Here is a 13,520-nt window from a genome sequence, read left to right on the forward strand (position 1 = left end):
CCGGGCGCGCACATGAAAAGACCGCGCCCGGAAACCTCAGACAGACAAGAGGCCGGTTAAGTTGCAGTAAGTCCCACGTGATCTGCGCAACATCGAGCACGAGTCGGATAAGGACGGACAAATGCCGTGCGGTTCGGGACCGGTACGGCGCCTATGCGGGCAGCGGGGTGAGCGGCTTGAGTCCGTCGGCACCCGCGCCGCGGTTGAGGAGGGTGCCCTCGGTGCGCTCGAAGGCCAGCCGCAGCCGGGCCCGTTGGGCGTCGGAGAGTCCGTGGTCGTCGCGGAGCGCGGCCGGCACGTCCAGCAGGCGGTAGTCCTTGGCGTCCTCGCCGGTGCGGTCGGCGGTGCCGCCGTCGCGGACGTTTTCCGCGTCCGGCGGGATCGTCAGCAGCGTCGGCTCGAAACGCGGCTGGACGTCCCAGTGACCCTTGCCGTGTTCGGTGAAGGTGAACCAGGCGATCACGCCCTCCTCGGTCAGACCGGTCGGCACCTCGTGCCGGGCGATCTGGTTGCCGAGCCCGTAGGAGATCCAGGTCCCGCCGACCTTCTCCAGCGGCTCCACGACGTGCGCGTGGTGGCCGACGACCAGGTTGATGCCGGTGTTCCGGGCGATCTGCCGGGCGAAGGAGAGCTGCGCGGCCGACGGTTCCGGGTGGTGCTCGCGGCCCCAGTGCAGGGAGAGGATCACCACCTCGGCGCCGGCCTTGCGGGCCCGCTGCTCGGCGGCCCTGATCCGGCCGAGGTCCTGGAGGTTGGCCAGCCAGGGCTTGTCCTTCGGCAGCCTGTGCGGCTCGTTGAAGCCGTACGCGTAGGAGAGCTGCGCGACCTTGACGCCCTTGACGTCCATGATCAGCGGGGTGTCCGCCTCCTTCTCGGTGCGGGCGGAGCCGGTGTGCTTCAGGCCGGCGGCGTCCAGGGCGTCCAGGGTGCGCTTCACACCGTCGTAGCCGTGGTCGAGGGTGTGGTTGGAGGCGGTGGAACAGGTGTCGTAGCCGATGTCCTTGATGGTCTTCGCCTGCTGCGGCGGCACCTGGAAGTCGGGGAAGCCCGCGAAGGGGCCCTGCGCCGGGCCCATCACCGGCTCGAAGTGGCAGATCGCCAGGTCCGCCTTGCTGATCACCGGCTTGATGCCGGCCATCATCGGCCCGAAGTCCATGCCGTCCACGCCCTTGCCGGTGCGCTGCGCGTCCTTGCGCGCCTGGTCGACCAGTTCGGGGTGCATGAGGATGTCCCCGGCGGCCGCGACGGTGAAGGAGCGCCCGCCGCCCTGGGCGTCGTCGGAGAGGAGGCCGCAGCCCGAGACGGCGGCGAGCAGGGAGAGCGGGGTCAGCAGGGACAGCAGGGTCCGGCTACGTCTGTTCACCGGGATATCTTGATACAACCATGAGAGCCCCTCGCTCACGCACCATAACGATCGCAGCACTTCTGCTGGTCATCGCCGCTGTCGCCGTCGGTCTCACCAGCCGGCTCCGGGCCGGGGGTGATGCGGACGACGCCGGCCGGCCCGGCACGAAGGGGGCCGCGCGGATCGACCTGGCGCGGGAGGTGGCGGACTACACGCGCCGGTTCGGCCCCGGGCAGGGGTATCTGCCGCCCGGTCGGGCCGACCGCGAGGACATCGCCGCGGCGATCGGCCTGCTGCTCGACGGACGGCGCGCCCCAGCGGAACGGCGGCTCGCGGAACGGGACTTCACCGTGCGCACGGTCGTCGACCGGCCCACCGGACGCCGCTACGCCGAGGTCGCGGACCGCACCGACTCCGCGGTGGCGCCGCGCGGCTGGGGCCGGGTCTACCTCGACCTGGACCACCGCCCGAGCTGGTCGGTGCAGGTTCCGCACCCCGGCTTCGACCTGGGCACCGAGCAGCTGGGCGTGCGGGTGCTGCGGGGCTCGCCCGGCGGGGTGCTGGTGATCGCGGGCGCACACCGCAAAGCGGGGGCCGGCAACTCCGCGGACGTGGCGCACCGCACGGACACCGTCTTCCACGCGATCTGCGCCGAGCTGGCCCGGCGCGGGATGCCCGGCGTCCAGCTGCACGGTTTCGCCGCCTCCGCCGTGCCCGGCTACGACGTGGTCGCCTCCACCGGCGCCGGGTCGGCGGGCCGGCAGGACGGCCGCGAGCTGGCCGACGCCCTGCACGCCCGGGGTTTGCGGGTGTGCCGGGCCTGGGCGCGGTCCTGTCCGCTGGAGGGCCGTACGAACGTGCAGGGCATGGTGGCCGACGCCGACCATGTGCCGTTCCTGCACGTCGAGTTCTCCCCCGAGGTGCGCGCCGGCGGCGGGCCGGCCGAGCGGGCGGCGGCCGCGATCGCCGCGGTCACGGGCCGGTGGGCCCGGGAACCGGCACGGCCCGCGTCCGCGGCACCCGTGACAGACTGAGCCCCCCAGGAGCACGCGACAGCAAGGCTGCCACCGCTATGACGGATCCCTCGGGCGCCGGGCGTGAGCCCCTGCCCCTGCTCGTCGTCGACGGCGCGAACGTCGTGGGCTCGGTGCCCGACGGCTGGTGGCGGGACCGCCGGAGCGCCGCCGAGCGCCTGCGCGACCGGCTGGCGCCGCTCGCCCGGACCGGCGTGCCCGGCCTGCCCGGTCCGCTGGAGCTGGTCCTGGTGGTGGAGGGCGCAGCCAGGGGCGTGGCCTCGGTGCCCGGGGTGCGCGTCGAGGACGCGCCGGGCAGCGGCGACGACCGCATCGTGGATCTCGCGGCGGCGGCCGGCGACCGCCCGTGCCTCGTCGTCACGGCCGACCGGGAGCTGCGCCGCCGGGTCCGGGAACACGGGGCCGAGGTCACCGGGCCGCGTACGGTACTGGGCTGAGCGCGGCACGGGTACGGCACCGGGCCGGCCCCCGGATGCCGCCGGACGAGACGTGGAGCCGCCCGGGGCGGGCGGTCACCGGTTGTCTCCGGGGGACGGCCGGGGCTCCTCGGCGGGGGCCTGCCGGCCCGGGGCCAGCCGGCTGTGCGTGCGGCCGTAGAAGAAGTAGACGACGAAACCGATCACCATCCAGATCGCGAACCGCAGCCAGGTCTCGGCCGGCAGGTTGAGCATCAGCCACAGCGAGGCGCACACCGACAGGACCGGGATGACCGGCACCCACGGGGTGCGGAAGGCGCGCGGCAGGTCCGGGCGGGTCCGGCGCAGGATGATCACGCTGATCGCGACGACGACGAACGCGAAGAGCGTGCCGATGTTCACCAGCTCGGCCAGCTCGCTCAGGCTGGTGAAGCCGGCGACGATCGCGATGATCACGCCGAGCAGGATGGTCGGCCGGTGCGGGGTGCGGAAGCGCGGGTGGACGCGGGAGAAGAAGCGCGGCAGCAGCCCGTCGCGGCTCATCGCGAAGAACACCCGGGTCTGGCCGAGCAGCAGGATCATGCAGACCGTGGTCAGGCCGACGGCGGCGCCGAAGCTGATGACACCCGCGTACCAGGGGTGCCCGATGGCCTTGAAGGCGTCGGCGAGCGGCGCGTCCACGGACAGCTTGGAGTACTTCTGCATGCCGGTGACCACGATGGAGACGGCGACGTACAGCACGGTGCAGATGAACAGGGAGCCGAGGATGCCGCGCGGCATGTCCCGCTGCGGGTTGCGGGTCTCCTCGGCGGCCGTGGCGACGATGTCGAAGCCGATGAACGCGAAGAACACCACCGAGGCGGCGGTGAAGATGCCCATCACGCCGAAGTCGGCGGGCGCCCAGCCGAAGATCAGCTGGATCAGCGGGGCCTTCAGGTTCCCGCCCGCCGACACCGGCCGGGGGTGCGGGATGAACGGCGTGTAGTTGGCGGAGTTCACGAAGAAGGCGCCCGCGACGATCACGATGAGGACGACGGCCACCTTGACGGCCACGACGAGCGAGGTGATCCGGGCCGACAGCTTCATGCCGAGGACGAGGATGCCGGTGAGCACCAGCACCAGGGCGGCGGCGAGGATGTCGAAGCCGAAGCCGGAGGCGGTGTCCCGGCTGGCCAGGTAGTCCGGCAGGTGCCAGCCGGCGTTGTCCAGCAGGGAGCGGATGTAGCCGGACCAGCCGACCGCCACCACCGCCGTACCGAGCGCGAACTCCAGGACCAGGTCCCAGCCGATGATCCAGGCGGGCAGCTCGCCCAGGGAGGCGTAGCTGAACGTGTACGCCGAGCCCGCCACGGGGACCGTGGACGCGAACTCGGCGTAGCAGAGGGCGGCGAGCGCGCAGACCACGCCGGCCACCACGAAGGCCAGGGCCACCGCCGGGCCGGCGTTGTTCTTGGCGACCTGTCCGGTGAGGACGAAGATGCCGGTGCCGATGATGACGCCGACGCCGAAGACGGTCAGATCCAGCGCGGAGAGGGATTTCTTGAGCGAATGCTCCGGTTCCTCGGTGTCCTGGATGGACTGCTCGACGTTCTTCGTCCTGAACAGCGCGCTGCTCACGTACCTACCTCCCACGCTCGGGGGCCACGCCCTGGCCCGTCATGATCGAGAGGGTCGGGATGCGTATGCCCCGGCACAGGCAGGTTCACGCAAGCGGGCCGGTTCCGCCACCGCAAGGAGTGGCGGGACCGGCCCGTGCGGGGCGGGTTCCGGATCAGTCGCGCGCGGGCTCGACCGAGTCCACCTCGGCGGCCGTACGGTCGGCGGCGCTCTCCCCGCTCGGGCGGAGCCGGGAGTGGGGGATGCCGTCGAGCTTGGCGACCAGTCCGGTGACCTGGCGGGCGATGTCCGGGGCGGTCAGGCCGATCTCGGCGAGGACCTCGGCGCGGGAGGCGTGGTCGAGGAAGCGCGGCGGGATGCCGAAGTCGCGCAGCGGCACGTCCACCCCGGCGTCGCGCAGGGCCTGCGCGATCGCGGAGCCGACGCCGCCGACGCGGCTGTTGTCCTCGACGGTGACGACGACCCGGTGCCGCTCGGCGAGCGGGGCCATGGCCTCGTCGACGGGCTTGACCCAGCGCGGGTCGACGACGGTGGTGGAGATGCCCTGCTTGTCGAGCAGGCCGGCGATCTCCAGGCACATCGGGGCGAGGGCGCCCACGGAGACCAGCAGCACGTCCGGCCGGTCGGCGCCGGGCTCGCGCAGCACGTCCATGCCGCCGATCCGGCCCACGGCGGGTACGGCGGGGCCGACGGCGCCCTTGGAGAAGCGCACCACGGTCGGCGCGTCGTCGACGGCGACGGCCTCCCGCAGCTGGGCCCGGACCTGCTCGGCGTCGCGCGGCGCGGCGAGCCTGAGGCCCGGCACGACCTGGAGGATCGACATGTCCCACATGCCGTTGTGGGAGGCGCCGTCGGTGCCGGTGATGCCGGCCCGGTCCAGCACGAAGGTCACCCCGCACCTGTGCAGGGCGACGTCCATGAGGACCTGGTCGAAGGCGCGGTTGAGGAAGGTGGCGTACACCGCGAAGACCGGGTGCAGCCCGGCGTACGCGAGGCCGGCGGCGGAGACGGCGCCGTGCTGCTCGGCGATGCCGACGTCGTACACCCGTTCGGGGAACCGCTTGGCGAACTTGTCCAGGCCGACGGGCTGGAGCATGGCCGCCGTGATGGCGACGACGTCCTCCCGCTCCTCCCCCAGCCTGACCATCTCGTCGCCGAAGACGGACGTCCAGTCGGCGCCCGAGCTGGCGATCGGCAGGCCGGTGTCCGGGTGGATCTTGCCGACGGCGTGGAACCGGTCGGCCTCGTCCTGCAGGGCGGGCTGGTAGCCGCGGCCCTTCTCGGTGAGGCAGTGCACGATGACCGGCCCGCCGAACCGCTTGGCGCGCGCCAGCGCCGACTCCAGCGCCTCGATGTCGTGGCCGTCGATCGGGCCGACGTACTTCAGGCCCAGGTCCTCGAACATGCCCTGCGGGGCGATGAAGTCCTTGAACCCCTTCTTGGCCCCGTGCAGGGTCTCGTACAGCGGCCTGCCGACGACCGGGGTGCGCTCCAGCAGCTCCTTCGTGCGGGCGAGGAACCGCTCGTAGCCGTCGGTGGTCCGCAGGGTGGCCAGGTGGTTGGCGAGACCGCCGATGGTGGGCGCGTACGACCGCTCGTTGTCGTTGACGACGATGACCAGCGGGCGGTCCTTGGCGTCGGCGATGTTGTTGAGGGCCTCCCAGGCCATGCCGCCGGTGAGGGCGCCGTCACCGATGACGGCGACGACGCGGCTGTCGCGCTTCTTGAGCTGGTTGGCCTTGGCGATGCCGTCCGCCCAGCCGAGCACCGTGGAGGCGTGGCTGTTCTCGATGACGTCGTGCTCGGACTCGGCCTGCGAGGGGTAGCCGGACAGGCCGCCCTTCATCTTCAGCCGGGAGAAGTCCTGCCGACCCGTGAGCAGCTTGTGCACGTAGGACTGGTGGCCGGTGTCCCAGAGCACCTTGTCCTTCGGCGAGTCGAAGACCCGGTGCAGGGCGATGGTCAGCTCCACCACGCCGAGGTTGGGGCCCAGGTGCCCGCCGGTCTTGGAGACCTCCTGGACGAGGAAGGTCCGGATCTCCTCCGCCAGCTGGTCCAGCTCCTCCAGGCTGAGCCGGTCCAGATCGCGCGGTCCCCTGATGCGGGTCAGCAGCGGCACCCGTGCCTCCTTGCAATAGAGCTGATCGAGCTTTCGCCGGGCTCGCCCGAGTCTAATGTTCACGCTTTGCCGGACACGACAGTGCCCGGCACGTTTCCCGTGCCGGGCACTGGTCCCGCGTGAGGCGGCCTACGCGTTACGCACGCCCGGCCGTCTTCTGCGTCTTGCGCGTGATGGAGTCGATCACGACCGTGGTGAGCAGGACCGCGGCGGTGATCATGTACTTCACCGGCTCGGCGATGGACTCCAGCTGCAGACCGTACTGAATGGAGACGATCACCAGCACACCGAGCAGCGCGTTCCAGGTGCGGCCCCGTCCGCCGAAGAGCGACGTACCGCCGATGACGGCCGCGGCGATCGCGTTCATCAGCAGGTCACCGGTACCGGCGCTCTGGTTGGCCGAGGCGATCTTCGACGCCAGGAACAGACCGCCGATCGCCGCGAAGCCGCCGGAGATGGCGAACACGGAGATCCGCACCGCGGTGACGTTGATACCCGCACGCCGGGAGGCCTCGACGCTGCCGCCGAGCGCGAAGATCTTGCGCCCGTAGGAGGTGCGCCGCAGCACGAAGTCCGTGGCGATCAGGAAGGCCAGGAAGATCACCGTGGCCAGCGGCAGGCCCTTGTACTGGTTGTACATGTACGCCGCGGCGAAGGAGACCACGGCCAGCAGCACGGTCCGCAGGATCGTGTCGCTCAGCGGCCGGGAGGGGACGCCCACGGCCTGCCGGCGGCGGTTGGCGAGGAAGGAGGTGAGGAAGAACACGCCGACCACGACGACGGCGAGTCCGTAGGCGGCGGCCACGTCCGAGAAGTAGTACGTGGTGAGCTTGCCGACCAGACCGTGCGGGTCGAGGTTGATCGTGCCGTCCGCGCCCAGCACCTTCAGCATGAAGCCGAGCCAGAACAGCAGACCGGCCAGGGTCACGGCGAAGGCGGGGGCGCCGAGCACCGCGAAGAAGAAGCCGTGCAGCGCGCCGATGGCGATGCCGGCGGCGACGGCGACGAGGACGGCCGCCCACTCGGGCCAGCCCTGGTTGACCGCGAGGACGCCGGCGAGGGCGCTGGCCGCGCCGCTGACCGAGCCGACCGACAGGTCGATCTCGCCGAGCAGCAGCACGAACACGATGCCGACCGAGATCATGCCCGTGCCGACCATCGTGATCGTGATGTCGTTGATGTTCTGCGCGGACAGGAACTCGGAGTTCAGCACCTGGAAGATGACGCAGATGATCGCGAGGCCCAGCACGACCGGGATGGAGCCCAGCTCGCCGGCCTTCATCTTGCGCTTGAACTCGTGCCAGTAGCCGAGCAGGCCCTCCTGCTGGACCAGCAGGCGCGGGTCGACCGCGGTGACCGCGGCGGCCGCGGCCTCGGGGTTCTCGACGACGGGCTCGTCCTGCGCGGCCGTGTTGCCGAGGTTCGCGGAGGTCTTGTCGATGCTCACTTGGAAACCTCCCCGTTCGCGCCGGAGGTGCGGGCCGCACGGCGGGTCACTGCGTTGTCGGTGGCGCCGGTGATGGCGGAGATGATCTCCTCCTGCGAGGTCGTCTTGACCTCGAAGACGCCGTTGTTGCGGCCGAGGCGCAGGACGGCGACCTTGTCGGCCACCGCCTTCACGTCCGCCATGTTGTGGCTGATGAGGATGACGGCGTGGCCGCGCTCGCGCAGGCGCTCCACGAGGTCGAGGACCTGTGCGGTCTGCTCGACGCCGAGGGCGGCGGTGGGCTCGTCGAGGATGACCAGCTTGGGGTCGCCGAGCATGGAGCGGGCGATGGCCACCGTCTGGCGCTGACCGCCGGAGAGCGAGGCGATCGGGATGCGGACGCTCGGGATGCGGATGGACAGCGTGGTGAGCAGCTCGCGGGAGCGGCGCTCCATCTCGACCTCGTCCAGCACACCCCACTTCCTCAGCTCACGGCCGAGGAACAGGTTGCCGACGACGTCGATGTTGTCGCACAGCGCGAGGTCCTGGTAGACCGTCGCGATGCCCAGTGCCTGGGCGTCGTGGGGCCGGCTGATGGTGACGGGCTTGCCGTCCCACTCGATGACACCCTCGTCGATCGGGTGCACGCCGGCGATCGTCTTGACCAGCGTGGACTTTCCGGCGCCGTTGTCGCCCACCAGGGCGACCACCTCACCGGCGTGGACCTCAAGCTCTACGTCGGTGAGCGCCTGGACGGCACCGAATCGCTTGGAGACCCCGCGCAACGCCAGCACGGGCGTAGCGGACACGTGAACCATCTCCTTCGCCGCCTGACCCGGCGGGAGGTTGTGCAGAAAGATTGGGGGGTGTTCCTTCGGGCGCCCCGCGCCGAGCTTGCGGGGCTGTGTGATGCGCGGGACGCCTTCAGGAGCCGGGGGCGGTCAGTCGGCTTCCCCACCGGCATTCAAGGACGAATGCCGGTTCCGGGGAAGGGACTTGACGCCGCTTACTTCAGGCCGAGCTTGTCGCAGGCCGCCTTGTAGTCGGCGGTGCAGATGTCGGCCGCGGTGTAGACGCCGTCCTTGATGACGGTGTCCTTGATGTTGTCCTTGGTCAGCGCGGTGACCGGGACGAGCACCGAGGGGACGTCCTTCTGGGAGTTGCTGGAGACCTTGTCCTTGGCGACGGAGTCCAGCGACTTGCCCTGGGCCAGGTCGACGGCCATCGTGGCGGCGGCCTCGGCCTCGGGGGCGTACGGCTTGTAGACGCTCATGTACTGGGTGCCGGCGACGATGCGCTGCACACCGGCGAGCTCGGCGTCCTGGCCGGTGACCGGGACCTTGATGCCCGCGGCGTTGAGGGCGGTGATGATACCGCCGGCCATGCCGTCGTTGGCCGAGTAGACGCCCGCGATGTTCTTCTTGCCGACCGCGGAGATCGCCGCCTCCATCTCGGAGTTGGCGTTGTCCGGCGACCACTCCTTGGTGTCGTACTCCTTGGCGATGGTCACCTTGCCGTCGAGGACCTTGTGGGCGCCCGCCTTGAACTGGGCGGCGTTCGGGTCGGTGACCGAGCCGTTGACCATGACGATCTTCGACTTCTTGTCGGCCTTGCTGCCCAGCGCCTGCAGCAGGGCCTGGCCCTGGGTCTCGCCGACCTTCTCGTTGTCGAACGAGGTGTAGGCGCTGATCGGGCCCTCGGCGAGGCGGTCGTAGGCGACGACCTTGATGCCGGCGTCCACGGCCTTCTGGACCGAGTTCTGGATGGCCTTGGCGTCCACCGCGTCCAGGATCAGGACGTCCACCTTGTTGGTGATCATGGTGTCGACCTGCTGCGCCTGGAGGTTCGCGTCCTGCCGGGCGTTGTTGTACTGGATGGTGGCCTTGCCGTTCGTCAGCTCCTTGATCTTCTTCTCGATCAGCGGGCGGTCGAACTTCTCGTAACGCGCGGTCTTGTTCTCCGGAAGCAGGAGACCGACCTTGATGTTGTCGCCCTTCTTCGGCGACGAGGAGGAAGAGCTGCCGCCCTTCGACTCCTTGGCACTGCCACAGGCGGCCAGCGAGACCGCCATGGCACCGGCGGCAATGGCAACGGCGGCACGACGCATACGTGCGTTCACTTCAGAAACCTCCCTGACGAGGCCGCGTCGTTGCGGCCGAGGTGGCTGGAAGTCAACTCGGCCACACGTGCGACGTCAAGAAGTAAATCCTTAACGAGATGGCAACGGTGCCATCCGTTCTCTAAGTGAAGGCGGGGGCCGCCATCGGCAGCGACCCGTCCAAAAGAGTCGAATCGCCCATCTCGCTCAGGGCGAGGGCGAGCGCCCCGAGCACCTCCGCACGGCCGCCAAGTGCCCCCGGAAGAACGGACAGTTGGCGCGCCGCACTGGGAATGGCGTAGCGGCCGACGGACTCCCTGATCGGCCCGAGCACCAGCTCACCGGCCTCGGCGAGATCACCGCCGAGGACCACGCGGCTCGGGTTCAGCAGATTGCAGAGATTGGCCACCCCGCTGCCGATGTGGCGGCCGACGTCGGCGATCACCCGGCGGCAGCCCGGATCTCCGTCCCTGGCCAGCCGCACGATGCCTTCCATGGTCAGGTCGGGGCCGTGACTGGGCTGGAGCAGCGGGAGCACATAGCGCGCGGCCGCGAACGTCTCCAGGCAGCCGCGGTTCCCGCAACGGCAGACCGGGCCGGACTCATCGAGTGTAATATGTCCGATTTCGCCAGCTGTGCCGCCGGGACCGCGGTAGATCTTCCCGTCGATCACCAGACCGGCGCCGACACCGCTGGCGACCTTGATGTACGCGAGGTCCCGCACGCCCTTCCCGCTGCCCCAGACCAGCTCGCCGAGGGCGCCCAGGTTGGCGTCGTTGTCCACGTGCACCGGCACGCCGAGCCGCTCGCGCATCTCCTCGGCGGGCTTGGTGCCGCCCCAGCCGGGCAGGATCGCGGTGGACCCCAGCGTGCCCGACTCCACGTCGATCGGGCCCGGCACGCCGAGCCCCACGCCGGCCACCTTGGACCGGTTCACGCCGGTCGCCGCGATCAGGCGGCTGACCAGCTCCTCCGCCCGGTCGAAGCCCTGGTCGGCGGAGGCGTCGACGTCGAGCGGCTCGGACTCCTCGGCCAGCACCTGGTGGGCGAGGTTCCCGATCGCGACGCGCAGATGGGTGTGCCCGAAGTCGACGCCGATCACGATCCCGGCGTCCCCGCTCAAGCTGACGCTGCGGGCCCGCCGCCCGCCCGCCGACGTGGGCGTGACCTCGACGGTTCCGCCGTCCTTCAGCTCCCGCACGATGTTGGAGACGGTCGCGGCGGACAGACCGGTCGTCCGCGCGATCTCCGCCTGCGTGAGGGATCCGGCCAGGCGCACGGCCCGTACGACCCGCTCCAGGTTGGCTCGGTGCAGCGACGACTGCGACCCTGGAGTCTCCACGACGACCTCCTGAGCGCGGGGCCGCTTCGGCGAGGCCCCGCGTATGTCCAACTAGTGAACTCTAAGCTGAGCCGTTCGGGGTGACTCACGTCAAGAGGTTGAACCGTTTCCGGGTACCCCGGACACAAGCGAACACGCCGTCCCGGGGGCCGGGACAGCGTGCGCACGATCGGTCGCGCCGCGTGGCGCTACTTCAGGGTCGCCGAGGTCAGACCCGCCTGCACCTGGCGCTGGAAGGACAGGTAGACGGCCAGCATCGGGATCATCGCAATGGTCACACCCGCGAACAGAACCGGCAGGTCGGAGGCGTATCCCTGCTGCTGCTGCAGCTGGATCAGGCCCTGGGTGAGCACATAGCGCTCGGGGTCGGAGCCGCTCTGCGGCTGCATGAGCACCGTCGGCAGGATGAACTGGTTCCACTGGCCCAGAGTGTTGAAGATCCCCACGCTGATCAGGCCCGGCTTGGCCATCGGCAGCATCACCTGGAAGAAGGTCCGGGTGTGCGAGGCGCCGTCGAGGATCGCCGCCTCGAAGACCGCCGTGGGCAGGGTCCGGAAGAAGGCGTGCATGAAGAACACCGTGAACGGCATCGAGTAGGCGATGTAGACCAGGACCAGGCCCTGGTAGGTGTTCAGCATGTCCAGCCGCTTGACCATGAAGAACAGCGGGACGAGGGCCAGGAACACCGGGAACATGGCGCCGGCGACGAAGAAGTAGTACAGCAGCCGGTTGCCCCAGAACTGGTAGCGGGCCAGCACGTACGCCGCCATGGAGCCGAAGAGCATGGTCAGCGGCACCGAGAAGACCAGGACGATCACGGTGTTCAGGAAGTAGTCCCCGATGCCCTTGTTCCAGGCCCGCCGGAAGACGTCGAAGGACCAGTCGTGCGGCCAGCCGAACGCGGAGCCGCCGATCTGGGCGTCGGTCTTGAAGGAGCTGAGCACCAGCCACAGCAGCGGCAGCACGATCAGCAGCGCCCACACGGCGAGGAAGCCGTGCGAGAAGACGTTCAGGACCACGCCCTCGCCGTGCCGGTCGCCGGACCGGACGGGCGCCTTGGCCACGGGCCCGCCGGCCGGAGCGGGAGCGGTCTCCTTGAGTGCACTCATCGTCTCTCCTCCCGCTCAGAACTCGATGCGCTCGCGGCGGGTGGCGCGCAGCGTGACGACGGACAGGACCAGGGTGAGCAGCAGCATGACCACGCCCATGGCGCAGGCGTAGCCGCTCTTGCCGTAGTACAGGAAGTTGCGCATCATCACGGTCGACATCACATCGCTGTGATGGTCGGGGCCGCCGCCGTACGCGCCCATGTTCTGGGTCATGGAGGACACCAGGACGAACATGTCCATGGCGACGATGCCGAGGTAGACCCAGGCGGTCTGCACGGTGTCCCACAGCAGCGGCAGGGTGATGCGGAAGAAGGACTGGTTGCGGCTGGCGCCGTCGATCAGGGCGGCCTCGTAGATGTCCTTCGGGACGGACTGCATGGCGGCGGAGAACAGCACCAGGTAGAAGCCCACGCCCTGCCAGATGACGGCGACCATGAGCGCCCAGAGCACCAGGTGCGGCTCGTTCAGCCATTCCACCGGGTTGTCGGCGTCGACCAGGCTGGCCTTGATCAGGACGCCGTTGAGCAGACCGCCGCCGTCACTGCGGTACACCGCGTTGAACAGCACGGCGAGGATCGCCAGCGAGAGCACCTGCGGGAAGAAGTAGACGATCTTGTAGAACTTCGCCCCCGCGACGCCCTGCACCCCGCCGGCCCTGCCGCGCCCGCCCGCGTTCAGCATGAAGGCGAAGAACAGGGCGAGCAGAATGGTGATGACCGGGATGAAGATCAGGAACTGGATGTTGTGCCAGATCGCCTCGAGGAACACGTCGTCCTGGAACAGCGCCTTGTAGTTGTCCAGACCGACGAAGCCGAAGGTCTGGGACTGGCCCTTCCAGTCGGTCAGTGAATAGCCGAACGTCTGGATGTACGGCCAGATCACGAAGATCAGATAAAGCGCCACGGGAACGAGGAGAAACCCCGCGACGAACCGGTACTGCCCTTTGCGCATGGCGTTCCTGCCCCTGATGTTCCGGGCCGGGAATCGTAACGGTTCCCGGCCCCGAATCCGGTC

11 protein-coding genes are annotated in these 13,520 nt (G+C 69.8%); 2 read left to right on the plus strand and 9 right to left on the minus strand.

The genetic code is table 11. The features are described from left to right. Positions 1-151 precede the first annotated feature (151 nt). Entirely contained in the window at positions 152-1,363 is a 1,212-nt protein-coding gene (locus OG956_RS08005; protein ID WP_330337249.1) for a CapA family protein, read from the minus strand. Between the two features lie 20 nt (positions 1,364-1,383). Here OG956_RS08005 and OG956_RS08010 point away from each other — a divergent pair, with 20 nt between their 5' ends. Together OG956_RS08010 and OG956_RS08015 are read left to right on the plus strand one after the other, a co-directional pair. After that, entirely contained in the window at positions 1,384-2,379 is a 996-nt protein-coding gene (locus OG956_RS08010; RefSeq protein ID WP_330337250.1) for a hypothetical protein, read from the plus strand. A 38-nt stretch (positions 2,380-2,417) separates the two neighbouring features. After that, positions 2,418-2,816 carry an NTP pyrophosphohydrolase gene (locus OG956_RS08015; RefSeq protein WP_330337251.1) on the plus strand — a complete coding sequence of 133 codons (399 nt, stop codon included), beginning with the start codon at positions 2,418-2,420 and terminating at the stop codon, positions 2,814-2,816. Positions 2,817-2,891: 75 nt separating this feature from the next. Here OG956_RS08015 and OG956_RS08020 read toward each other — a convergent pair whose 3' ends face one another. The 8 genes from OG956_RS08020 to OG956_RS08055 form a co-directional block, all read right to left on the minus strand. Beyond that, a complete protein-coding gene (locus tag OG956_RS08020; RefSeq protein WP_330337252.1) occupies positions 2,892-4,412 on the minus strand; it encodes an amino acid permease in 1,521 nt (506 codons plus the stop codon). Between the two features lie 154 nt (positions 4,413-4,566). Further along, on the minus strand, positions 4,567-6,531 hold the full coding sequence (dxs, locus tag OG956_RS08025; protein WP_330337253.1) for a 1-deoxy-D-xylulose-5-phosphate synthase: 1,965 nt from the start codon (positions 6,529-6,531) through the stop codon (positions 4,567-4,569). 136 nt (positions 6,532-6,667) lie between these two features. Next, positions 6,668-7,978: a sugar ABC transporter permease gene (locus OG956_RS08030; protein WP_330337254.1), complete on the minus strand. Its 1,311-nt coding sequence runs from the start codon at positions 7,976-7,978 to the stop codon at positions 6,668-6,670. Then, positions 7,975-8,775, minus strand: a complete 801-nt coding sequence (locus OG956_RS08035; RefSeq protein WP_330337255.1) for an ATP-binding cassette domain-containing protein — start codon at positions 8,773-8,775, stop codon at positions 7,975-7,977. The genes OG956_RS08030 and OG956_RS08035 overlap by 4 nt, the downstream gene beginning before the upstream one ends. Before the next feature lie 188 nt (positions 8,776-8,963). Continuing rightward, a complete protein-coding gene (locus OG956_RS08040; protein WP_330342773.1) occupies positions 8,964-10,064 on the minus strand; it encodes a sugar ABC transporter substrate-binding protein in 1,101 nt (366 codons plus the stop codon). Positions 10,065-10,197: 133 nt separating this feature from the next. Continuing rightward, positions 10,198-11,397 (minus strand): ROK family transcriptional regulator, encoded by a 1,200-nt coding sequence (locus tag OG956_RS08045; RefSeq protein ID WP_330337256.1) that lies wholly within the window; start codon positions 11,395-11,397, stop codon positions 10,198-10,200. A gap of 188 nt (positions 11,398-11,585) precedes the next feature. Continuing rightward, entirely contained in the window at positions 11,586-12,506 is a 921-nt protein-coding gene (locus OG956_RS08050) for a carbohydrate ABC transporter permease (protein WP_330337257.1), read from the minus strand. Positions 12,507-12,521: 15 nt separating this feature from the next. After that, complete coding sequence (locus OG956_RS08055; protein ID WP_330337258.1) at positions 12,522-13,457, minus strand: carbohydrate ABC transporter permease; 936 nt, start codon at positions 13,455-13,457, stop codon at positions 12,522-12,524. Between the last annotated feature and the right edge of the window lie 63 nt (positions 13,458-13,520).

Source organism: Streptomyces sp. NBC_00557, assembly GCF_036345995.1.
In the GTDB taxonomy this organism is placed as follows: domain Bacteria; phylum Actinomycetota; class Actinomycetes; order Streptomycetales; family Streptomycetaceae; genus Streptomyces.